Origin of the sequence: Xanthomonas sacchari (assembly GCF_024266585.1) — a bacterium.
Taxonomy (GTDB): Bacteria; Pseudomonadota; Gammaproteobacteria; order Xanthomonadales; family Xanthomonadaceae; genus Xanthomonas_A; species Xanthomonas_A sacchari_C.
This window is the reverse complement of sequence record NZ_CP100647.1, coordinates 4,750,912-4,771,370: the sequence shown is the minus strand read 5'-3', so window position 1 is coordinate 4,771,370 and position 20,459 is coordinate 4,750,912. Positions and strand designations below refer to the sequence as shown.

Here is a 20,459-nt window from a genome sequence, read left to right as displayed (position 1 = left end):
GGTCGATCGTCGGCGGCTGCGGATGCCGGCGCCGCGCATCGCCTTGCCTTGCCCGCCTCCACTGGCCGTGGCCGGCCGTGCGCAGGCCGATCCCGCGTGGACCCGGCCGCAAACGGCGGCGCACGCACTATCCTGTGCCGATGACCGATTCGCCTGCCGCTGCATCCGCTGCCCCTCCATCCGTTGTGTCGCCGCGCATCGCGCTGGTGTTCGGCGGCAGCGGCCAGATCGGCGAGCGCCTGCTGCATGGCTTGCTGGCCGCCGGGTGGGAGGTGCATGCCTACTCGCGGGAGGCGCGCGCGCCGCGACCCGGCCTGCACTGGCATGCCGGCGAACTCAGCGCGCTGCAGGCGCCGCCGGTGGCCGCCGACGTGGTGTTCAGTTGCGGCCCGCTGGATGCCTTCGCCGACTGGTACCGGCGCGCGCCGGTCGCCGCAGCGCGCGTGGTCGCCTTCGGCTCCACCAGCCTGGAGGTCAAGCGCGACTCGCTGGATGCCGCCGAACGCGACGTCGCCCGGCGCCTGCGCGAGGCGGAGGCCACCGTGTTCTCGGTCGCCGCCGAGCGCGGCGCGGCGGCGACGGTGTTGCGGCCGACCCTGGTCTACGGCGCCGGCCGCGACCGCACCCTCAGCGCGATCGCGGCGCTGGCGCGGCGTACCGGCTGGTTCGTGCTGCCGCGCAGCGCCAGCGGCCTGCGCCAGCCGGTGCACGTGCAGGACCTGGCCGATGCGGCACTGGCGGTGCTCGCGCATCCGGCCACGCACGGGCGCAGCTACGCCCTCGGTGGCGGCGAGGCGCTCAGCTACCGCGACATGGTGCGACGGGTGCTGGCCGTGCTGCGGCCGCCGGCGCGGCTGCTGACGCTGCCGCACGCGCTGTTCGCATCGGCGCTGGCCCTGGCCCACGCCTGCGGCCGCCTGCACGGCATGAACCGGGCGGCGCTGCAGCGCATGCGCGAGGACTTGGCGTTCGATCTGCAGCCGGCCCGGCAGGATTTCGGCTACGCGCCGCGCGCCTTCGCGCCGGATGCGGCGATGTTGGGCCTGGAGGCCGGGGACGCGACGCAGCAGGGCTGACGCCGCGTCGCGCGCGCCAGCCGGGTGCAATGGCGCGCAGGGACCTTGATGGACGAGGGAGGGGAAGATTCCGCGTAGCGCTCGTGTCCGCTTGGCGGCTTGGCAGCCGTGTGGCCGGCCGCGCTCAGTAGCGCCAGTGCATGCGCCGGTACAGCTTGGCCAGCACCCAGGCCGGGCCGATCAGCAGATAGGTCAGGTCGGTGAGAAAGCTCGGCCGGTGGCCTTCCAGCGCGTGCCCGATGAACTGCGCGATCCAGGCCACCACGAACACGCCGATCGCCAGCCACAGCAGCCCCTGCAGGCCCAGGTGCGCTTCCAGCAGCCGGCACAGGCAGCCGCAGAAGAAGAACGCCGCCAGCATGCCGTAACCCAGCGGGCGCGACAGGCGGTTGTAGTACATCCACGCCGCGAACATGCCCAGCGCCGCCCACAGCCCGCTCTGGAACCAGCTGCCGCCGACCGGGATGCACCACAGCAGCGCCACCACCGACCACAGGATCGCCGGCACCGCGACCACATGAATGCGCTGGTTGGCGACATTGCGGTGATCGTCGGAATAACTGGCGAAATAGCGGTCGATCGGGCGCGCGTAGGCGGTGGTATCCATCTTCCCTCCCAGGAACCGGCTCAGCATAGCGCCATCGTCGATGCGATGCGGAGACACTGTGCGGCGGGAGTGCGGCCATCGCGGTGGTGCGGGCTTCCGCGGCGATTCGGCGGAGTGGACGGCCGTTGCGTGCAGCACGGACGCCTTTCCCGTTCGCCGGTCGTGCCGATACCGTGCAGGTCCTCACCCAGCGCAGCACGCAGGCGGTCCCCGCCAGCGGAGCGGCCTTTCGGGCACCTCTTCTAAAGACTTCGGGACGTGTCCTGTGGGAGCGGCTTGCATCCGGTTCTATAGTGCCGGATGCAGGCTACGAGAGGCGCCCTTTCGCTGCGAGTTTCAGGAAATGCACGTGCATTTCCTCTGCTAGGTTCAATTCCCACCCGGCGATGTGGACAGAGACAGGACGCCTGGGCCGCTACCGGGCGCGAGGGTCGGATGGAAGGCGAGCGTTTGTCGCGCGATGTCCGGGATGGCGGTGCGCTAGCGAAGAAGCCTCCATGCGGCGTCGCCTGCAGGCTCGGCTACAACGTCTGATCGTCCACTTTCACCAGCGTCCAGCACGGCTTCTGCGCGAACTGGTAGACCTGCTGGTCGCCGGTATCGGGGGTGCGCACCATGACCTGTCGGCCTTCGGCGATCCGCGTCACCACGACCTCGCGTCCGCCCTTGCGGGCCGCCTCCAGATTCGGGATCACCGGCCACTCCACCTCGGCCAGCGGCACGTTGCGGGTGACCGGCGCAGGTTCCGGCTGCGCGTCCGGGTCGATGTGGATCATCGTCAACGGATCGGCAGTGGCCTTTTCCTGGACCGCGATATCGGCGCTGAAACGCGTGAGGAAGCCATCGAAATCGGCATCCTGGCAGCGCGGGGCGGCTGCGGCGGGCGCGGTCCGCGAGGGCGCGGCCGTCGCCGCAGCGACCGTGGAGCCGGCCGGTTGCGCCTTGCACGCGACCAGGGCCGCCGCCAGTGCCAGGGACATCAGAATGTGGCGTGCAGTCGCCAAGGGGTCCTCCTGATCGGGTCGGGTAGGCGATCGCCCTTCGGGCGAGTGAGACTAATTCAGCAGGATCACTGCGTCGTGAAACCAGGCGGGGCACTTGCGCAGTATCCACGAGCGTCCAGTGTGCCAGGACCGTACGCGACGCGCGGACTTTCGCCGAACGCCTTGCATTGCTTGACGAGTTTGGTCTCGCGACGGATTACAGCCCGTTCGAGAAGACATCCAGCGTTTGCGGTTCGATCCATCCCTGCGCACAGTCGCCCTCAGGACGTGCATCGCCTGTAAGGATGCAATGTCGGCCCTGCTTGCGCTGCGCCACGAAGTCGATCGGACGCTCACCATACTGATCGCAGATCGGCTTGCCCCGGCATGCGCCGACGCTCGCAGGGGGGAGGGCGACCACGTAGTAGTACGCGACGTGTTGGCCTGCGCGCGCAGTGGCGAGGATGCAGACGAATTGCCCATCCGACAGCCTGGCGGCCACCTGCGCCTTGCTGCCGGTCACCGGCAATGCATCCAGAAGTACGGCGTCGCGTTCGGCCACGCCTGCGAAGTTGCCGTCTGCGCTGCAGCTTGGAGACACCTCGACATCGTAGAAATCGCCAGCATCCATGTTGCCTGCCACGCAGCCGCTGCCCTTGGACGCCGTGTCACAACGCAGGTGCAAGGACGCGGCCAGGGCGGCAACGCCGTCCTCCTGGCGAGCAGTCTGTGGTTCGGCGGACGTGCGAGCAGATGTGGCCTTGTCCGGAGGCGCCGCGCGAGCAGGGGCCGCAGCGACGGGGTCTGCGGCGGGTGCGACGTCGGCCTGCTGGGGTGTGCAGGCGGCCAGCGCCATGCAAAGTGCGAGGGCCGTAAAAAGCGGGGGCGAACTGGCCAACGGATCCTCCTGATCGGGTCGGACGAACCCGCGCTCGCGCGGATGCCGACAGTCTAGTCGGCCGGGGCGATCGGGTGACGGCGCGGCTGAAGGTGCGGGGCGGGACCGCAAGGTGGCCGCCGTGGGCGATCATCTCCCCGCGCCGGCCACCCGGCGCAGGGCACCACACTCAGTCGACCGAAATCCCCGCCAGCCGCTGCAGCGCCTCGGCGTACTTGGCGCGGGTGCGGTCGATCACGTCCTGCGGCAGGCGCGGGCCGGGCGCGGTCTTGCCCCAGTCAAGCGTCTCCAGGTAGTCGCGCACGAACTGCTTGTCGTAGCTCGGCGGGCTGGTCCCGACGTCGTACTGGTCGGCCGGCCAGTAGCGCGAGGAGTCCGGGGTCAGCATCTCGTCCATGATGTACAGGCGGCCGTCGGCGTCGGTGCCGAACTCGAACTTGGTGTCGGCCAGCAGGATGCCGCGCTCGGCGGCGAAGTCGGCGGCGAAGCGGTAGATGCGCAGGGTGGCGTCGCGCACGCGCTCGGCCAGTTCGGCGCCCACGGTCTTGACCATGGCGTCGAAGTCGATGTTCTCGTCGTGGTCGCCGACGGCGGCCTTGGTCGAGGGGGTGAAGATCGGTTCGGCCAGTTTCTCGGCCTGGCGCAGGCCGTCGGGCAATTCGATGCCGCTGACCTTGCCGGTGCGCTGGTAGTCCTTCCAGCCGCTGCCGATCAGGTAGCCGCGGGCGATGGCTTCCACCGGCACCGGCTTGAGCTTGCGGGTCACCACCGCGCGCTTGGCGTACAGCGCCTTGTCCACGCCCTCGGGCAGCACCGCGGCCACGTCGATGCCGGTGAGGTGGTTGGGCATCAGGTGTTCGGTCTTCTTGAACCAGAAGTTGGAGACCTGGCACAGCATCTCGCCCTTGCCGGGGATCGGGTCGGGCAGTACCACGTCGAAGGCGGACAGGCGGTCGGTGGCGACCATCAGCAGGTAGTCGCCGGGCGGCGCGTCGGCCGGCAGGCGCTCGCGGGGGAGGTCGAACACGTCGCGGACTTTGCCGCGGTGGCGCAAGGGCAGGCCAGGCAGATCGGATTGCAACAGCGTGGTGGACACAGGCACTCCTACGGACTTCGCAATGGCGACCGTCCCGGGACCCGGCGGGCCCGCGGCGGACGGCGGGCCGCGTAGTGTACGGCCGGAATGCCCCACTGTGCCGTAAAATGGCCGGCCCTGACGCCGCGCCCGCTCTTGCCCATGCCCTGGTACGGAAAACTGCTCGGCGCCATCGCCGGGGCCCTGCTGCTGCGGCCCACGCCGGTGCTGGGCGCGCTGATCGGACTGGTGATCGGGCATGCCTTCGACGCGGACTGGTTCAAGCTGGCCCAGCGCGAGGATCCGTACCGGGAGCTGGGCCTGACCCGCGACGCCACCGACGCCGAGATCGAACTGGCCTACCGCCGGCTGATGTCCCAGTACCACCCCGACAAGGTCGCCAGCGCCAGCCCCGAGTTGCGCGCCCGCGCCGAGAAGAAGGCCAGCCAGCTCAACACCGCCTACGACCGTATCCGCACCCTGCGCAAGCGCTGAGATCCCGCCATGTCCGACTACCTCATCTCCCCGTCCATCCTGTCCGCCGATTTCGCCCGCCTCGGCGAGGAAGTGGATGCCGTGTTGCGCGCCGGCGCCGACTGGATCCACTTCGACGTGATGGACAACCATTACGTGCCGAACCTGACCATCGGCCCGATGGTCTGCCAGGCGCTGCGCAAGCACGGCGTCACCGCGCCGATCGACGTGCACCTGATGGTCGAGCCGGTGGACCGGCTGATCCCGGACTTCGCCGAGGCCGGCGCCAGCATCATCAGCTTCCATCCCGAGGCCAGCCGCCACGTGCACCGCAGCATCCAGCTGATCAAGTCGCACGGTTGCAAGGCCGGCCTGGTGCTCAACCCGGCCACCCCGGTGGACATCCTGGACTGGGTGCTGGACGACCTGGACCTGGTGCTGGTGATGTCGGTCAACCCGGGCTTCGGCGGCCAGGCCTTCATTTCTTCGGCGCTGGACAAGCTGCGCGCGATCCGCGCCCGCATCGACGCCAGCGGCAAGCCGATCCGGCTGGAGATCGACGGCGGGGTCAAGCCGGACAACATCGCCGCGATCGCCGCCGCCGGCGCCGACACCTTCGTCGCCGGCTCGGCCATCTTCAATGCGCCGGACTACGCCGAGGTGATCGCGCGCATGCGCGCGGCGGTGGCGGCGCGCTGAGATGGCGGCCCTGCACATCCGCCCGGCGGTGGCCGACGACGCGGCGCTGATCCTGCGCCTGATCCGCGACCTGGCGCGCTACGAGCGCGCCGAGGACGCGGTGCAGACCGACGAGGCCGGCCTGCGCGCCAGCCTGTTCGGCGCCGACGCCCGCGCGCGTGCGCTGATCTGCGAGGCCGACGGCCAGCCGGTCGGCTACGCGGTGTACTTCTACAACTACTCCACCTGGCTGGGCCGCAACGGCCTGTACCTGGAAGACCTGTACGTGGACCCGGCGCACCGCGGCGTCGGCGCCGGCAAGGCGCTGCTGCAGCATCTGGCGCGGCAGGCGGTGGCCGAGGGCTGCGGTCGCTTCGAATGGTCGGTGCTGGACTGGAACCAGCCGGCGATCGACTTCTACGAAGCGGTCGGCGCCCGCGCGCAGGACGAGTGGACCGTGTACCGGCTGCAGGGCGAAGCGCTGGCCAGGTTCGCGGCCGGCGGCTGAGCGGCGCCGGCGGGGCGGCTAAAAAGAAAGAACCGCACCGTCGCCGGTGCGGCCCCTGGGAGATCAATCGGAGGCTGATCCTGCCTCCATCCGTCTTCCTTGCTATGGCCTTCCATGTTCCGGACGCTCGGTGACGTGCGTATGACAACGCCCGCGGCCGGATTCACGCATCGCGCATGCCGCGCCCGTTAGCGTGGGCGCCTCACCCCGGGATGGTTCGCATGGCTGCAGCGCATTGGCGTCTGATCCTCAACGGCAAGTCGGCCGGCGACGAGGCGTTGCGCGAGGCGGTCATGGCCATGCGGGCGCGCGGCGTGCCGCTGCAGGTGCGGGTCACCTGGGAGCAGGGCGATGCCGAACGCTACGTGGCCGAGGCGGTGGCCGACGCGGCCGCCTGCATCGTCGCCGCCGGCGGCGACGGCACCCTGAGCGAGGTCGCCAGCGCGCTGGCGCATCGCCAGGAGCCGGCCGCGGCGCTGCCGGCCCTGGGCCTGGTGGCGCTGGGCACGGCCAACGACTTCGCCACCGCCACCGGCATTCCGCTGCCGCCGCTGCAGGCGCTGGAGCTGATCGCGCACACGCCGGCGCTGCCGATCGACCTGCTGCGCATCGAGGCCGAGCACGGTCCGCACTGGTGCGCCAATGTCGCCAGCGGCGGCTTCGGCACCCAGGTCACGGTGGAGACCGACGAAGGCCTGAAGAAGATGCTGGGCGGGTTGGCCTACCTGGTCACCGGCATGAGCCGGCTGGGCCGGATCGATCCGATCCGGGCGCGCTTCGCGGGGCCGGACTTTTCCTGGGAAGGCGACTTCATCGCGCTCGGCCTGGGCAACGGCCGCCAGGCCGGCGGCGGCCAGGTGCTGTGCCCGGACGCGCTGCTCGACGACGGCCTGCTCGACCTGACCCTGGTGCCGGAGCTGACCGGCGAGGTCGCCGCGACCCTGGGCACCCTGGTCACCGCCGGCAAGCAGGCCGCGCTGGAGCGGGTGGCGGTGCGCGCGCGCCTGCCGTGGCTGCGGATCGAGGCGGCGCAGCCGCTGACCCTGAACCTGGACGGCGAGCCGGAAACCTCGCGCCACTTCCGCATCGACTGCGTGCCCGGCCGCCTGCGCATGCATCTGCCGCCGGAGTCGCCGTTGCTGCAGGCGCGGCGGCGCTAGGCGACCGGCAGCGAACACCATCTGTCTGCCGTCGTAGGAGCGGCTTCCGCCGCGACGGGCGTTACCGGGAAGGCCCGGTCGCGGCGGAAGCCGCTCCTGCGCGGGGTGACGATGTGGCGATGACCTGACTCGATCGCGAATGCGCGTGCGAGGTCCGGAGCGCGCAGCTCGGGTTCCGCGCTACGCCCGAAGGCGACCGCTCCCCTGTGGGAGGGACTTCAGTCCCGACGCGACACGCTCGCCGGGTTCCTACGACGGTGTGACGATGTGACGCCGACCCGGCTCGATCGCGAATGCGCGTGCGAGGTCCGGAGCGCGCAGCTCGGGTTCCGCGCTACGCCCGAGGGCGACTGCTCCCATGTGGGAGGGACTTCAGTCCCGACGCGACACGCTCACCGGGTTCCTACGACGGTGTGACGATGTGGCGCCGACCCGGCTCGATCGCGCATGCGCGTGCGAGGTCCGGAGCGCGCAGCTCGGGTTCCGTGCTACGCCCGAAGGCGACCGCGCCCCTGTGGGAGGGACTTCAGTCCCGACGCGACACGCTCGCCGGGGTCCTACGACGGTGTGACGATGTGGCGACGAGCCGGCTCGATCGCGCATGCGCGTGCGAGGTCCGGAGCGCGCAGCTCGGGTTCCGCGCTACGCCCGAAGGCGACCGCTCCCCTGTGGGAGGGACTTCAGTCCCGACGCGACACGCTCGCCGCGTTCCTGACCCGGATCAAATGGTGGCGTCTGCAACCGTTGCCAGTCGCCGCAGTTGCGGTAAAGTAGCCGCCGTGTCCAGCCTGACGACCCCGCGTTCCTTCACTTCCGCTCGCCGTGCGTGGCGATGGTGGCCTGCAGCCGTCGTCCGCCCTGTCACCGAGTCCCGGAAGGAAAGCCGTCTTGATTACCCGCGAGCAGTTCCAGCGCTACGCCGCTGAAGGTCACACCCGCATCCCCGTCGTCCGCGAAGTGCTGTCCGACCTGGACACGCCGCTGTCGGTCTACCTCAAGCTCGCCGACGCCCCGCATACCTATCTGTTCGAATCGGTCGAAGGCGGCGAACGCTTCGGTCGCTACTCGATCATCGGCCTGCCGGTGCGCCGCGTGTACACCTTCCGCGGGCACACCCTGGAGGTGCGCGACCATGGCGCGCTGATCGAGCGCCGCGAGGTCGCCGATCCCTTCGCCGAAGTCGAGGCGCTGCGCGCCCAGCACGTGGTGCCCAAGCTGGCGGGCGTGCCCGGCTTCACCGGCGGCCTGGTCGGCTGGTTCGGCTTCGAATGCATCGGCTACATCGAGCCGCGCCTGGCCGGCGGCGTCGCCCGCGACGAACTGGACACCCCGGACATCCTGCTGATGCTGTCCGAGGAAGTGGCGGTGTTCGACAACCTCAAGGGCCGCCTGTACCTGATCGTGCATGCCGACCCGGCCGAGGCCGACGCCTGGGAGCGCGCGCAGGCGCGCCTGGATGCGCTGACCACCACGCTGCGCCAGCCCGGCGCCGGCTACCCCGCGCCGCTGGCGCGCGACGTGCTCGACGAGAGCGACTTCGTCTCCGGCTTCACCCGCGAGGGCTTCATCGCCGCGGTGGAAACATCCAAGGACTACATCCGCGCCGGCGACATCTTCCAGGTGGTGCTGAGCCAGCGCCTGAGCGTGCCGTTCAATGCGCGCCCGGTGGACGTGTACCGCGCGCTGCGTGCGCTGAACCCGTCGCCGTACATGTATTTCCTCGACGTCGGCGACACCCAGGTGGTCGGCTCCTCGCCGGAAATCCTGGTGCGGCTGGAGAACGGCCAGGTCACCGTGCGCCCGATCGCCGGCACCCGCCCGCGCGGCAAGACGCCGGAAGAGGATCAGGCGCTGGAGGCGGAACTGCTCGCCGATCCGAAGGAGCGTGCCGAGCACCTGATGCTGATCGATCTGGGCCGCAACGATGCCGGCCGCGTCTCGCAGGCCGGCAGCGTCGCCGTCGGCGAGCGCTTCGTGATCGAGCGCTACAGCCACGTCATGCACATCGTCAGCGAAGTCACCGGCACCCTGTTGCCCGGGCTCAGCTATGCCGACGTGCTGCGCGCCACCTTCCCTGCCGGCACCGTCAGCGGCGCGCCGAAGATCCGCGCGCTGGAAGTCATCCGCGAGCTGGAGCCGATCAAGCGCAACGTCTACGCCGGCAGCATCGGCTACCTCGGCTGGCACGGCGACGCCGATACCGCCATCGCCATCCGCACCGCGGTGATCAAGCACGGCCGCCTGCACGTACAGGCCGGCGCCGGCATCGTCTACGACTCCGATCCGCAGACCGAATGGGACGAGACGATGAACAAGGGCCGCGCGCTGTTCCGCGCGGTCGCCGAAGCGGCGAAGGGGCTGTGAGCGCCGTCGCGCCGCGGATCGGCTTCCGCAACGACTACAGCGAAGGCGCGCATCCGCGCCTGCTGGCCGCGCTGGCCGCCGCCAGCACCGAGCAGAACGCCGGTTACGGCCTGGACCGGCACAGCGCACGCGCCGCGGAACTGATCCGTGCCGAGATCGGCTGCGCCGACGCCGACGTGCACCTGCTGGTCGGCGGCACCCAGACCAACCTCACCGCCATCGCCGCGTTCCTGCGCCCGCACCAGGCGGTGATCGCCGCCACCTCCGGCCATATCGCCACCCACGAGACCGGCGCGATCGAGGCCACCGGGCACAAGGTGCTCACTGTGGAGGCGGCCGATGGCCGGCTCACCCCGGAGCGGATCGCGCCGCTGCTGGCCGAGCACGGCAACGAGCACATGGTGCAGCCGCGGCTGGTCTACGTGTCCAACACCACCGAGGTCGGCACGCTGTATCGCAGGCACGAACTGCAGGCGCTGCGCACGTTCTGCGACGCGCACGGCCTGCTGCTGTTCCTGGACGGCGCGCGCATCGGCAGCGCACTCACCGCCGAAGGCAACGACCTGCGCATGGCCGACATCGCCGCGCTGACCGATGCGTTCTACATCGGCGGCACCAAGAACGGCGCGCTGCTCGGCGAGGCGCTGGTGATCCTCAACCCGGCCTTGCAAGCGGATTTCCGCTACCTGCTCAAGCAGCGCGGGGCGCTGCTGGCCAAGGGCATGGTGCTGGGCACCCAGTTCGCCGCGCTGTTCGAGGACGGCCTGTTCTACCAACTGGCCGCGCACGCCAACCGCATGGCCGTGCGGTTGCGCGACGGGCTGGCCGCGGCCGGCGCGCAGTTCGCCTCGGATTCGCCGACCAACCAGCTGTTCGTGATCCTGCCCGCCGCCGCGGTCGAGACGCTGGCGCAGCGCTACGACTTCGAGCGCTGGCAACGGCTGGGCGACGGCCGTTGGGTGATCCGCTTCGTCACCTCGTGGGCCACCCAGGACGCGGCGGTCGATGCGTTGATCGCGGATTTCGCTGCGCTGACCCGGTCCGGCACGCAGCGTGCGGCCGGCTGATATCTAACCAAGGAGAGGAAGATGAAAAGCCGTACGCTCGTTGCCTGGGCCTTTGCCGCCGTGCTGGCCTTGCCGGCGTTCGCCAGCGCGCAGGTCAACAGTCTGCCGTCGCAGCCGCACTTGTTGGTAAAGGGTGAGGCGCAGCGCGAGGTGGTGCCGGACCGCTTCGGGGTCAAGATCACGCTGAGCGCAGTGGATGCCGATCCAGATGCGGCGCGCAAGCGTGTGCAGACCAATGCGGCGAACGTGCTGCTTGCGTTCAAGCAACAGCACGCGCTCGCCGATAGCGTGCAGGCGACGACGCTGTCGATCGAGCCAGAGCAGCGCTACGAAGACGACAAGCAAATCTTCAGCGGGACCCGCGTGCAGCGAACTTTGTCTGCTGATTTCGGAACGCTGGACGATGTGCGTGGCTTGCTCGGCACGCTCAGGACCAGCGAAGAACTGCAAGTGTCCGGCCTCGCACCGCACTATAGCGGCGAAGTCGCGCTGCGTGCCGAGCTCAAGCGCCAAGCTGCCGAACAGACCCGAGCGTCGGCGCAAGCGCTGGCAAACGCCTACGGCGTGCGTCTGGGTGGCCTTTACACCATTTCGGAAGTGGCGCCGGACTTCGCTTATGGCATCCAGGCTGGCCATTGGCCATCGGAATCGCGTCGCCAAGATCTCTTCAGCGGGAAATCCCCGCCTACGCCACTCCCGATGCCGCCGTCCGCCGCCGAATCCCTCGAAGCCGGCACCCTCGCCCTTTCCGAAAACGTCTATGCGGTCTTCCTGATCGCGCAATGAGTCCTTCGCCATGCTGCTGATGCTGGATAACTACGACAGCTTTACCTACAACCTCGTGCAGTACCTGCAGGCGCTCGGCGCCGAGGTCAAGGTGGTGCGCAACGACGCGCTCAGCGTGGACGAGATCGAGCGCCTGGCGCCCGAGCGCATCGTCATCTCGCCGGGGCCGTGCACGCCGAACGAGGCCGGGGTGTCGCTGCAATTGATCGAGCGGTTGGGCCAGCGCACGCCGATCCTGGGTGTGTGCCTGGGCCACCAGAGCATCGGCCAGGTCTACGGCGGGCAGGTGGTGCGCGCCGGCACCATCATGCACGGCAAGACCTCGCGCATCCGCCACGAGGGCCGCGGCGTGTTCGCCGGCCTGCCGGACCGCTACGAGGCCACCCGCTACCACTCGCTGGTGGTGGAGAAGACCACGCTGCCCGATTGCCTGGAAGTGACCGCCTGGACCGAACACGACGACGGCACGGTGGAGGAGATCATGGGCCTGCGCCATCGCCAGTTCCCGGTCGAGGGCGTGCAGTTCCACCCGGAGTCCATCCTCACCGAGCACGGCCACGCCTTGCTGAAGAACTTCCTGGAGCGCTGAGCGCGCCGCGCCGGCGCCGCCCGCCTTCCGTCACCGCCGGACCCTGCCAATGCACGATCGCACCGACGCCTTCCACTTCTACGAGCCGGCCAACGGCCACGGCCTGCCGCACGATCCGTTCAACGCCATCGTCGGGCCGCGGCCGATCGGCTGGATCGGCTCGCGCAGCGCCGACGGCGTCGCCAACCTGGCGCCCTACAGCTTCTTCAACGCCTTCAACTACGTCCCGCCGATCGTCGGCTTCGCCAGCATCGGCTGGAAGGACAGCGTGCGCAACATCGAGGCCACGGGCGAGTTCACCTGGAACCTGGCCACGCGGCCGCTGGCCGAGGCGATGAATGCCAGTTCCGCGGCGGTGGCGCCGGAGGTCGACGAGTTCGTCCTGGCCGGTCTCACGCCGGCGCCCTCGCGCCTGATCGGCGCACCGCGGGTGGCCGCCAGCCCGGTGAGCTTCGAGTGCCGGCTCAGCCAGCTGCTGCCGCTGCAAAGCGCGCGCGGCGAGCCGATCCAGACCTGGCTGGTGCTGGGCGAGGTGGTCGGCGTGCACATCGCCGAGCACGCGCTGCAGGACGGGATCTACGACCCGGCCGCGGTCGCCACCCTGCTGCGCGCCGGCGGCCCGGCCGACTACTTCGAGGTGCTGGCGCAAGGACGCCTGCGCATGCCGCGGCCGACGCAGAGGCGCTGAGCGCGTCAGGCACGTCGCTTCCCATTCCAGCCTACGAGCAGATCCTTCCCTCATGACCATCACCCCCCAGCAAGCCTTGCAACGCACCATCGAGCATCGCGAGATCTTCCACGACGAGATGGTCGGGCTGATGCGGCAGATCATGCGCGGCGAGGTCTCGCCGATGATGACCGCGGCCATCCTCACCGGCCTGCGGGTCAAGAAGGAGACGGTCGGCGAGATCGCCGGCGCGGCGGTGGTGATGCGCGAGTTCTCGCGCACCGTGCCGGTCGCCGACCGCACCCACATGGTCGACATCGTCGGCACCGGCGGCGACGGCTCGCATACCTTCAACATCTCCACCTGCGCGATGTTCGTCGCGGCGGCGGCCGGCGCCAAGGTCGCCAAGCACGGCAACCGCAGCGTCTCCTCCAAGTCCGGCAGTGCCGACGCGCTGGAGGCGCTGGGCGCGGCGATCGAGCTGCAGCCCGAGCAGGTGGCGCAGGCGCTGGAGGCCACCGGCATCGGCTTCATGTTCGCGCCGGTGCACCATCCGGCGATGAAAGTGGTGGCGCCGGTGCGGCGCGAGATGGGCGTGCGCACCATCTTCAACATCCTCGGCCCGCTGACCAATCCGGCCGGCGCGCCGAACATCCTGATGGGCGTGTTCCATCCCGACCTGGTCGGCATCCAGGCGCGCGTGCTGCAGGAACTGGGCGCCGAGCGCGCGCTGGTGGTGTGGGGGCGCGACGATATGGATGAGCTCTCGCTCGGCGCCGGTACCCTGGTCGGCGAACTGCGCGACGGCCAGGTCCGCGAGTACGAGGTGCACCCGGAGGATTTCGGCATCGCCATGTCGGCCAGCCGCAACCTCAAGGTCGCCGACGCCGCCGAGTCGATGGCGATGCTACGCGCCGTGCTCGACAACGTGCCCGGCCCGGCCCTGGACATCGTCGCCTTCAACGCCGGCGCGGCGCTGTACGTGGCCGGCCTGGCCGACGATATCGGCGCCGGCATCGCCCTGGCGCGCGCGGCCATCGCCGACGGCCGCGCCCGGGCGAAGCTGGAGGCGTATGTGGCGTGTACGCAGCAGCTTGTCGGGGCCCGGTAGGCGCAACTGGACGGCATGCGCCAGTCGTGTCCGCCCGCACGAGCCGTCGGTTGCACTCCTTCCCTGACCGCATAGGCTGTTGCGGGTCCCGGGTCCCGGGTCCCGGGTCCCGGGTCCCGATCCCTTCTTTACCCCGCATCGCCGATAATCCGGCCATCCCCCAGGATCCCAACCGCATGAGCAGCGACATTCTCCGCACCATCCTCGCGCGCAAGGCCGACGAGATCGCCGCGCGCAGCGCGCGCGTGCCGCTGGCCGAGCTGGCCGCCCGCGCGGAGGCCATGCCGCCCACCCGCGGGTTCGCCCGCGCGTTGCAGGCGGCCATCGCCAACGGCGACCCGGCGGTGATCGCCGAGGTCAAGAAGGCCAGCCCCTCCAAGGGCGTGATCCGGCCGGACTTCCATCCGGCCGACATCGCGGTCAGCTACGAATTCGGCGGCGCCGCCTGCCTGTCGGTGCTGACCGACGAGGATTTCTTCCAGGGCCACGACCGCTATCTGCAGCAGGCGCGCGACGCCTGCACCCTGCCGGTGCTGCGCAAGGATTTCACCATCGATCCGTACCAGGTCTACGAGGCGCGCACGCTCGGCGCCGACTGCATCCTGCTGATCGTGGCCGCGCTGGACGACCTGCAACTGGCCGAGCTGTCGTCGCTGGCGCTGCAACTGGGCATGGACGTGCTGGTGGAAGTGCACGACATCGACGAACTGGAGCGCGCGCTGCAGGTGCCGGCGCCGCTGATCGGCATCAACAACCGCAACCTGCGCACCTTCGAGGTGTCGCTGCAGACCACCTTGTCGATGCAGGACGCGGTGCCGCGCGACCGCCTGCTGGTCACCGAAAGCGGCATCCTCGGCCCGGACGACGTGGCGCTGATGCGCGGCGCCGGCGTCCACGCGTTCCTGGTCGGCGAGGCGTTCATGCGCGCCGAGGAGCCGGGCGAGGCCCTGCGGCAGCTGTTCTTCGCGGCATGAGCGGGCAGGACGCCAGCCCGTACCCACTGCCGCGCGCCGACGCGCCGCTGGTCGTGTTCGATTTCGACCATACCCTGTACGACGGCGATTCCGGCAGCCACCTGTTCGCCTGGCTGATCAAGCGCAATCCGCTGCGCCTGGCCGCCGCGGTGCTGGCCACCCCGTTGCTGGGACCGCTGGTGGCGATGCTGCCGACCCGGCGCACCGGCATCTCCGGCTACGTCTGGATCGCCAGCTTCGGCCTGCGCCGTGCGCGCGAGTTCAACCGCATCATCGACCAGTACGTGCTGCAGCATCAGGCGCAGATCCGCCAGCGGCTGCTGCCGCAGGCGCTGGAGGTGTTCGCCCGGCACCGCGCGGCCGGCGATCGCGTGGTGGTCGCCACCGGCGCGCCGCCGGAACTGGCGCGCGCCATCCTCGGCTTCGTCGCGCACCAGGACGTGCCGGTGGTCGGCAGCCTGATCGGCCCGCGCCTGGGCGCGGTCACCGCCACGCGCCACTGCCACAACGAGGAAAAGATGCGCATGCTGCGCGAACTGGGCTACGGCGAGATCGCCATGGCCTATTCCGACAGCACCGCCGATCTGCCGCTGCTGCAGGCCGCGGCCGCGCCGGTGGTGGTCAATCCCAAGCACAGCGCGGTGGCGATGTTCCGCCGCGTGCTGCCGTCCGGCACGCCGATCCTCAACTGGGGCTGCCGCGACCGCGCCGGCGAGGTCGGCGCCCGGTAGCGCACGCTGCGACAGTCGGCGCGGCGCCTGCCGCGGCCCTTCGCCATCGACAGGCGCACGGGTGCGGCTGGTTGCCCGCTGCGATCAGCTACCGGACCTGGCGTAGGCGCTGTCGCTGCCCACCAGCGCGTGGTGCAGCGGCGCGACCCATTGGCCGCGGTCGATGTCGTAGGTGCCGAAGCTGCCCTCGAACTCCCAGTAGGCCCAGGCGAAATGGCGCTTCTCGGCGGCGTTGACCACCGCCACCGTCCAGGCCAGGCGATCGGCCGGCGGCGCCCGTTCGTAGGCGCCGAACTCGCCCAGCAGCACCTGCCGGTGGTGCGCCGATGCCCAGGCCGCGATGCGGTCGAACTCGCCGTACAGCTTGACCCGGTCGGCCGCGCTGCCCCAGTGCACGCCGGTGTGGTCGCGGATGTCCGCCGGCGCCCACGACGCGCCCTGGTGGGTGAAGCGGAACGGGTTGTAGTAGTGCACGGTGACCAGCAGGTGCGCATCGTCGTCGGGCAGGCGCAGGCTGTCGAGCGCGGTGAAGGCATTGCTGCTGGCCGGGCCGACCACCACCGTGCGGGTCGGGTTGTCGCGGCGGATGATCTGCAGCGCATCGCGCAGCAGGTCGTTCCACACCGCGCTGGTCATCTGGCCGTTGGGCTCGTTGAGGATCTCGAACAGCACCGAAGGCGGCGCGTGGCGGTAGCGCGGGGCGACCTGGCTCCAGAACGCCAGCAGCTTGCTCCGGCACACCGCCGCATCGGCGGCGCAGGGGTGGAAGTCGTGTTCGTCCAGGATCACGTTCAGGCCCGCCGCGGTGGCCTGGTCGACCACCGTGTCCAGCGTCTTCAGCCAGGTCGGGTCGAGCCGGTTGGCCGCGTCCATGTGCGCAAAGGCCTGCAGGTTGACCCGCACCGTGCGGAAGCCGCCGTCGCGGATCGTGCGGTACAGCGGCGGGCGGAAGCGCGCCTTCGCCGGGTCGTTCCACAGCGGGTCGTAGCCGAGGATGTTGACCCCGCGCCCGAACCGGGCGAAGGCGTCGTCGGCCTGCGCGGGCGGCGCCGGCAGCGCCAGGCACAGCATGGCCAGCAGGAACGGAAGGGCGCGGTGCATGGCGGTCTCGCGGGGCAGGGGCGGGGCGAGACGTGCGGCCATCGGCGGCGGCGTCCCGGCCGCGATCATCGCGCGGCCCATCCCGGGAAAAGCGAACGCGGCCTGACCGCAGGTCGGGCTATCGGAGCAGATGCCTCAGGCGCCCGGAACCCGGCTGTCGCGCATCCCCAATCCCGACTCCCGACTCCCCACCGTCAGCCCAGCCACCGATACAGCGCCCCGCCCACCTGATACAGACTGATGCCCAGCACCAGCAGGCCGACCGCCACCAGCACCCAGCGCTCGCGCACGCGCTTGACCAGCAGCGCCGCCAGCGGCGCGGCGAGCATGCCGCCGACCAGCAGGCCGAGCACGATGTCCAGGTGCTGCAGGCCCATCGTCAGCAGGAAGGTCAGCGAGATCGACAGCGTCACCAGGAACTCGGCGGCGTTGACCGTGCCGATGGTGGTGCGGGCCTGGCCGCCTTGGGCGAGCAGGGTCGAAGTCGCCACCGGTCCCCAGCCGCCGCCGCCGCTGGCGTCCAGCAGGCCGGCGACGAAGCCCAGCAGCGGCACCCGCCGCACCTCGCGGCGCGGCAGCGCGCGGCCGGCCGCGCGCAGCAGGATCAGCACCGCCAGGGCGAGCAGGTACAGATAGACGAAGGGGCGGATCAGCTCGCCCGGCAACTGCGTCAGCACGTAGGCGCCGGCGATGCCGCCGACCATGCCCGGCAGCGCCAGGCGCAGGAACAGCCGCTTGTCGACGTTGCCCAGGGCCAGGTGCGACAGCCCGGAGGCGCCGGTGGTGAACACCTCGGCGCTGTGCACGCTGGCGCTGACCACCGCCGGCGGCAGGCCCAGGCTCAGCAGGACCGACGAGGAGACCAGGCCGAAGGCCATGCCCAGCGCGCCGTCCACCAGTTGCGCCGCCAGACCGACCAGCACGAACCAGTAGAAGGTCTCGCTCAGCACCATCGCGCCGGGCCTAGCGCCTCATGGCGGTCAGCGCGCGCCGTACAGCACCACGGTCTTGCCGCGGGCATGCAGGATGCCGTCGACCTGCAGCTTCTTCAGCACCCGCCCGGCCATCTCGCGCGAGCAGCCGACCAGCCGCGCCAGCTCCTGGCGCGACACGCGCAACTGCATGCCCTGCGGGTGGCTCATCGCCTCCGGCTCCTGCGCCAGGTCGTGCAGGGTGCGCACGATGCGGTCGGTGACGTCCAGAAACGCCAGGCGGCTGGCCTTGCGCGAGGTGTCCAGCAGGCGCTTGGACAGCTGCACGCCGATCGCGTACAGCACCCGCGGCGCATCGGACGAGAGCGAGCCCAGGAACAACTGGTGCAGGCGCTCGTAGCTGATCTCGGCCAGCTCGCAGGGCGTGCGGGTGCGCAGGATCACCTCGCGCTGGTCGGATTCGATGAACAGGCCCATCTCGCCCACGAACTCGCCGCTGCCAAAGTAGCCCAGCACCAACTCGCGGTCGTCATCTTCCTCGGCGATGATGCTGACCGAGCCGCTGACCACGTAGTACAGGGTGCCGGCAGGATCGCCTGGTCTGAACACGTCCGTCCGCGCCGGATAGCGGCGACGGTGGCTGTGGGCCAGGAAGCGGTCGATGGTGGCGGTGTCCAACGTCAGAGGACTTGGAGCGATGCGCACAGGTGCTGCAGTGGATGTGTTTCCGGGGCTCATGGCGGCTTCGCTACTACGTAATTCCTGAAGCTTAACGGGACGCGTTCGCGGCGGCAAACAAGAGACGGACGCCACGTTTCGCAGCGGAGCCATTTGGCTCATAATTGAGTGTCTTTCCCTACCCACTTCCAGAGGATCCACGCCGTGGTCAAGCCGTTGCCTCGCCTGAGGCTGCAAGGTTTCAACAACCTCACCAAGGCGTTGAGCTTCAACATCTACGACGTCTGCTATGCGATTTCCGAAGAGGAGCGCCAGCGCTACATCGAATACATCGACGAGCAGTACGACGCCGACCGCCTGACCCAGATCCTCACCGATGTGGCCGAGATCATCGGCGCCAACATCCTCAACATCGCGCGCCAGGACTACGATCCGCAGGGCGCCTCGGTGACGATCCTGATCTCCGAGGAGCCGGTCATCGACAAGAAGGCCGCCGGCAAGGAGATCATCTCCGACGCCGTGGTCGCGCACATGGACAAGAGCCACATCACCGTCCATACCTACCCGGAAACCCATCCGCAGCACGGTATCGCCACGTTCCGCGCCGATATCGACGTCGCCACCTGCGGGGTCATTTCGCCGCTGAAGGCCCTCAATTACCTGATCGAGAGCCTGGAATCGGACATCGTGATCATGGATTACCGCGTGCGCGGCTTCACCCGCGACGTGAAGGGCAAGAAGCACTACATCGACCACAAGATCAATTCGATCCAGAACTTCCTGGCCAAGAACGTCAAGTCGCGCTACGAGATGTTCGACGTCAACGTCTACCAGGAGAACATCTTCCACACCAAGATGCACCTGAAGGACTTCGACCTGGACCAGTACCTGTTCGAGGAGAAGGCCAAGAACCTCTCGTTCAAGGAGCGCATGCGCATCGAGGCGCTGCTCAAGCGCGAGATCGAGGAACTGTTCCACGGGCGCAACCTGTCCGAGTAAGCGTTCCGCAACGGCGGGACGGCCCGCCCGCAGCGTGCGCTGCGACCCTGCCGACGGCGGCCCGATGTGCAGACATCGGGCCGTTTTCGTTTGGATTTGTCTACGGAGAAAGACAATGCCCTGGATCTACTTGTTGCTCGCCGGCCTGTTCGAGATCGGCTTCGCCCTCGGCTTGAAGTACAGCGAGGGCTTCACCCGGCCGTGGCCGACCGTGGCCACCCTGGCCGGCGCCGGCCTCAGCCTGTGGCTGCTGACCCAGGCGCTCAAGCACATCCCGCTGGGCACCGCCTATGCGATCTGGACCGGGATCGGCGCGCTGGGCACGGCGGTGCTGGGCATCGTCCTGTTCGGCGACAGCGCCTCGCCGGCGCGGCTGGCCTGCATCGGCCTGATCGTGGTCGGGGTGATTGGCCTGAAGCTGGTCGGCCACTGAGCGCGATGCGCCAGACGCGTGCGGCTCAGGCGGCAGCGATGCGGCGCCGGGTCAGCACCCGGCCGATCAGCAGCCGGTGCGCCACCACCGCCAGCAGGGCGGCGATCGACAGCGCGATCACCGCGCGGGTGAACACGCTGCCGAGGTTGCCGGCGTGCTGCAACTGGTCCAGCCGCCCGAAGCGCGAGGGGTCGGTGTTGGCGTAGGCGATCTCGATCGTGGCCCCATCCAGCAGCAGCGGCGCGGCCTCGGCGCCGCTGGCCTCGAAGGCGCCGCTGTGCAGGCGGCCCTTGCTCTCGAACACGTAGTGGAAGCGGTAGCGCACCAGCGGCTGGGTCTGCATGCCGAAGGCGCCGTCGGCGATCACCGGCACGGTCGCCACCGAGTGGTCGCGCAGGATCGCGCTGGCCTGGCGATAGTCGCCGAGCAGGTGCAGTAGCAGGGCGCCGCCGCCGAGCGCGAACAGGGTCGCGAACAGCAGGCGCGACAACCAGCGGGTGCGGGGCGACGGTGAATGGAGTGAGGATGCGGGCATGGCGATCGGCAGGCAGAGCGCACGCGGGCGTGA

Annotated in this window: 23 protein-coding genes; 15 read left to right on the top strand and 8 right to left on the bottom strand. The window is 69.8% G+C overall.

The features are described from left to right. The first annotated feature begins 140 nt into the window (after positions 1-140). Positions 141-1,076 (top strand): NAD-dependent epimerase/dehydratase family protein, encoded by a 936-nt coding sequence (locus NKJ47_RS20175; RefSeq protein ID WP_254459488.1) that lies wholly within the window; start codon positions 141-143, stop codon positions 1,074-1,076. Positions 1,077-1,200: 124 nt separating this feature from the next. On the opposite strand, the gene NKJ47_RS20170 is transcribed toward NKJ47_RS20175, so the two are convergent. The 4 genes from NKJ47_RS20170 to NKJ47_RS20155 all read right to left on the bottom strand — a co-directional run bounded on the left by NKJ47_RS20170 (position 1,201) and on the right by NKJ47_RS20155 (position 4,660). Continuing rightward, entirely contained in the window at positions 1,201-1,683 is a 483-nt protein-coding gene (locus tag NKJ47_RS20170; protein ID WP_254459487.1) for a DUF962 domain-containing protein, read from the bottom strand. Positions 1,684-2,204: 521 nt separating this feature from the next. After that, complete coding sequence (locus NKJ47_RS20165) at positions 2,205-2,663, bottom strand: hypothetical protein (protein WP_254459486.1); 459 nt, start codon at positions 2,661-2,663, stop codon at positions 2,205-2,207. A gap of 220 nt (positions 2,664-2,883) precedes the next feature. Beyond that, positions 2,884-3,564, bottom strand: coding sequence for a hypothetical protein (locus NKJ47_RS20160; RefSeq protein ID WP_254459485.1), 681 nt, complete (start codon positions 3,562-3,564; stop codon positions 2,884-2,886). Positions 3,565-3,733: 169 nt separating this feature from the next. Further along, complete coding sequence (locus tag NKJ47_RS20155; RefSeq protein ID WP_254459484.1) at positions 3,734-4,660, bottom strand: phosphoribosylaminoimidazolesuccinocarboxamide synthase; 927 nt, start codon at positions 4,658-4,660, stop codon at positions 3,734-3,736. Positions 4,661-4,801: 141 nt separating this feature from the next. Between NKJ47_RS20155 and NKJ47_RS20150 the strand changes: the two genes are divergently transcribed. The 12 genes from NKJ47_RS20150 (at position 4,802) to NKJ47_RS20095 (ending at position 15,748) form a co-directional block, all read left to right on the top strand. After that, positions 4,802-5,134: a J domain-containing protein gene (locus NKJ47_RS20150; protein ID WP_254459483.1), complete on the top strand. Its 333-nt coding sequence runs from the start codon at positions 4,802-4,804 to the stop codon at positions 5,132-5,134. Positions 5,135-5,143: 9 nt separating this feature from the next. Then, the gene (gene rpe, locus NKJ47_RS20145) at positions 5,144-5,812 is read left to right on the top strand and encodes a ribulose-phosphate 3-epimerase (RefSeq protein WP_254459482.1); all 669 of its coding nucleotides are present in this window, start codon (positions 5,144-5,146) and stop codon (positions 5,810-5,812) included. Between the two features lies 1 nt (position 5,813). Next, positions 5,814-6,299 carry a GNAT family N-acetyltransferase gene (locus NKJ47_RS20140; protein ID WP_254459481.1) on the top strand — a complete coding sequence of 162 codons (486 nt, stop codon included), beginning with the start codon at positions 5,814-5,816 and terminating at the stop codon, positions 6,297-6,299. 221 nt (positions 6,300-6,520) lie between these two features. Continuing rightward, a complete protein-coding gene (gene yegS, locus NKJ47_RS20135; RefSeq protein ID WP_254459480.1) occupies positions 6,521-7,459 on the top strand; it encodes a lipid kinase YegS in 939 nt (312 codons plus the stop codon). Positions 7,460-8,347: 888 nt separating this feature from the next. Further along, complete coding sequence (gene trpE, locus NKJ47_RS20130; protein ID WP_254459479.1) at positions 8,348-9,823, top strand: anthranilate synthase component I; 1,476 nt, start codon at positions 8,348-8,350, stop codon at positions 9,821-9,823. Continuing rightward, the gene (locus tag NKJ47_RS20125; RefSeq protein ID WP_254459478.1) at positions 9,820-10,890 is read left to right on the top strand and encodes a threonine aldolase family protein; all 1,071 of its coding nucleotides are present in this window, start codon (positions 9,820-9,822) and stop codon (positions 10,888-10,890) included. Before trpE ends, NKJ47_RS20125 begins: the two co-directional genes overlap by 4 nt. Positions 10,891-10,911: 21 nt before the next feature. Continuing rightward, a complete protein-coding gene (locus NKJ47_RS20120) occupies positions 10,912-11,676 on the top strand; it encodes an SIMPL domain-containing protein (protein ID WP_254459477.1) in 765 nt (254 codons plus the stop codon). A 10-nt stretch (positions 11,677-11,686) separates the two neighbouring features. Further along, positions 11,687-12,265: an anthranilate synthase component II gene (locus NKJ47_RS20115; protein WP_017913955.1), complete on the top strand. Its 579-nt coding sequence runs from the start codon at positions 11,687-11,689 to the stop codon at positions 12,263-12,265. Between the two features lie 49 nt (positions 12,266-12,314). Beyond that, positions 12,315-12,953, top strand: coding sequence for a flavin reductase family protein (locus NKJ47_RS20110; RefSeq protein WP_254459476.1), 639 nt, complete (start codon positions 12,315-12,317; stop codon positions 12,951-12,953). A gap of 52 nt (positions 12,954-13,005) precedes the next feature. Beyond that, a complete protein-coding gene (gene trpD / locus NKJ47_RS20105; RefSeq protein ID WP_254459475.1) occupies positions 13,006-14,043 on the top strand; it encodes an anthranilate phosphoribosyltransferase in 1,038 nt (345 codons plus the stop codon). A 176-nt stretch (positions 14,044-14,219) separates the two neighbouring features. Then, entirely contained in the window at positions 14,220-15,017 is a 798-nt protein-coding gene (trpC, locus tag NKJ47_RS20100) for an indole-3-glycerol phosphate synthase TrpC (protein ID WP_254459474.1), read from the top strand. Next, complete coding sequence (locus tag NKJ47_RS20095; protein WP_254459473.1) at positions 15,014-15,748, top strand: haloacid dehalogenase-like hydrolase; 735 nt, start codon at positions 15,014-15,016, stop codon at positions 15,746-15,748. Before trpC ends, NKJ47_RS20095 begins: the two co-directional genes overlap by 4 nt. 84 nt (positions 15,749-15,832) lie before the next feature. Here the strand turns inward: NKJ47_RS20095 and NKJ47_RS20090 are convergent, their stop codons facing one another. From NKJ47_RS20090 to crp, 3 genes are all read right to left on the bottom strand, one after another. After that, entirely contained in the window at positions 15,833-16,849 is a 1,017-nt protein-coding gene (locus NKJ47_RS20090) for a glycoside hydrolase family 5 protein (protein ID WP_254459472.1), read from the bottom strand. Positions 16,850-17,043: 194 nt separating this feature from the next. Then, a complete protein-coding gene (locus NKJ47_RS20085) occupies positions 17,044-17,802 on the bottom strand; it encodes a sulfite exporter TauE/SafE family protein (protein WP_254459471.1) in 759 nt (252 codons plus the stop codon). 27 nt (positions 17,803-17,829) lie between these two features. Then, a complete protein-coding gene (crp, locus tag NKJ47_RS20080) occupies positions 17,830-18,519 on the bottom strand; it encodes a cAMP-activated global transcriptional regulator CRP (RefSeq protein ID WP_010341415.1) in 690 nt (229 codons plus the stop codon). Positions 18,520-18,663: 144 nt separating this feature from the next. Here crp and speD point away from each other — a divergent pair, with 144 nt between their 5' ends. Beyond that, on the top strand, positions 18,664-19,458 hold the full coding sequence (speD, locus tag NKJ47_RS20075) for an adenosylmethionine decarboxylase (RefSeq protein WP_017910332.1): 795 nt from the start codon (positions 18,664-18,666) through the stop codon (positions 19,456-19,458). A gap of 115 nt (positions 19,459-19,573) precedes the next feature. Beyond that, positions 19,574-19,891 carry a DMT family transporter gene (locus NKJ47_RS20070; RefSeq protein WP_254459470.1) on the top strand — a complete coding sequence of 106 codons (318 nt, stop codon included), beginning with the start codon at positions 19,574-19,576 and terminating at the stop codon, positions 19,889-19,891. Positions 19,892-19,916: 25 nt separating this feature from the next. Here the strand turns inward: NKJ47_RS20070 and NKJ47_RS20065 are convergent, their stop codons facing one another. Then, entirely contained in the window at positions 19,917-20,381 is a 465-nt protein-coding gene (locus NKJ47_RS20065) for a hypothetical protein (RefSeq protein ID WP_254459469.1), read from the bottom strand. Between the last annotated feature and the right edge of the window lie 78 nt (positions 20,382-20,459).

Coding starts and splice junctions, on each gene's coding strand:
- NKJ47_RS20175 (WP_254459488.1), top strand. CDS start 141: ATGACCGATTCGCCTGCCGCTGCATCCGCTGCCCCTCCATCCGTTGTG.
- NKJ47_RS20170 (WP_254459487.1), bottom strand. CDS start 1,683: ATGGATACCACCGCCTACGCGCGCCCGATCGACCGCTATTTCGCCAGT.
- NKJ47_RS20165 (WP_254459486.1), bottom strand. CDS start 2,663: ATGTCCCTGGCACTGGCGGCGGCCCTGGTCGCGTGCAAGGCGCAACCG.
- NKJ47_RS20150 (WP_254459483.1), top strand. CDS start 4,802: ATGCCCTGGTACGGAAAACTGCTCGGCGCCATCGCCGGGGCCCTGCTG.
- rpe (WP_254459482.1), top strand. CDS start 5,144: ATGTCCGACTACCTCATCTCCCCGTCCATCCTGTCCGCCGATTTCGCC.
- NKJ47_RS20140 (WP_254459481.1), top strand. CDS start 5,814: ATGGCGGCCCTGCACATCCGCCCGGCGGTGGCCGACGACGCGGCGCTG.
- yegS (WP_254459480.1), top strand. CDS start 6,521: ATGGCTGCAGCGCATTGGCGTCTGATCCTCAACGGCAAGTCGGCCGGC.
- NKJ47_RS20120 (WP_254459477.1), top strand. CDS start 10,912: ATGAAAAGCCGTACGCTCGTTGCCTGGGCCTTTGCCGCCGTGCTGGCC.
- NKJ47_RS20115 (WP_017913955.1), top strand. CDS start 11,687: ATGCTGCTGATGCTGGATAACTACGACAGCTTTACCTACAACCTCGTG.
- NKJ47_RS20110 (WP_254459476.1), top strand. CDS start 12,315: ATGCACGATCGCACCGACGCCTTCCACTTCTACGAGCCGGCCAACGGC.
- trpD (WP_254459475.1), top strand. CDS start 13,006: ATGACCATCACCCCCCAGCAAGCCTTGCAACGCACCATCGAGCATCGC.
- trpC (WP_254459474.1), top strand. CDS start 14,220: ATGAGCAGCGACATTCTCCGCACCATCCTCGCGCGCAAGGCCGACGAG.
- NKJ47_RS20095 (WP_254459473.1), top strand. CDS start 15,014: ATGAGCGGGCAGGACGCCAGCCCGTACCCACTGCCGCGCGCCGACGCG.
- NKJ47_RS20090 (WP_254459472.1), bottom strand. CDS start 16,849: ATGCACCGCGCCCTTCCGTTCCTGCTGGCCATGCTGTGCCTGGCGCTG.
- NKJ47_RS20085 (WP_254459471.1), bottom strand. CDS start 17,802: ATGGTGCTGAGCGAGACCTTCTACTGGTTCGTGCTGGTCGGTCTGGCG.
- crp (WP_010341415.1), bottom strand. CDS start 18,519: ATGAGCCCCGGAAACACATCCACTGCAGCACCTGTGCGCATCGCTCCA.
- NKJ47_RS20070 (WP_254459470.1), top strand. CDS start 19,574: ATGCCCTGGATCTACTTGTTGCTCGCCGGCCTGTTCGAGATCGGCTTC.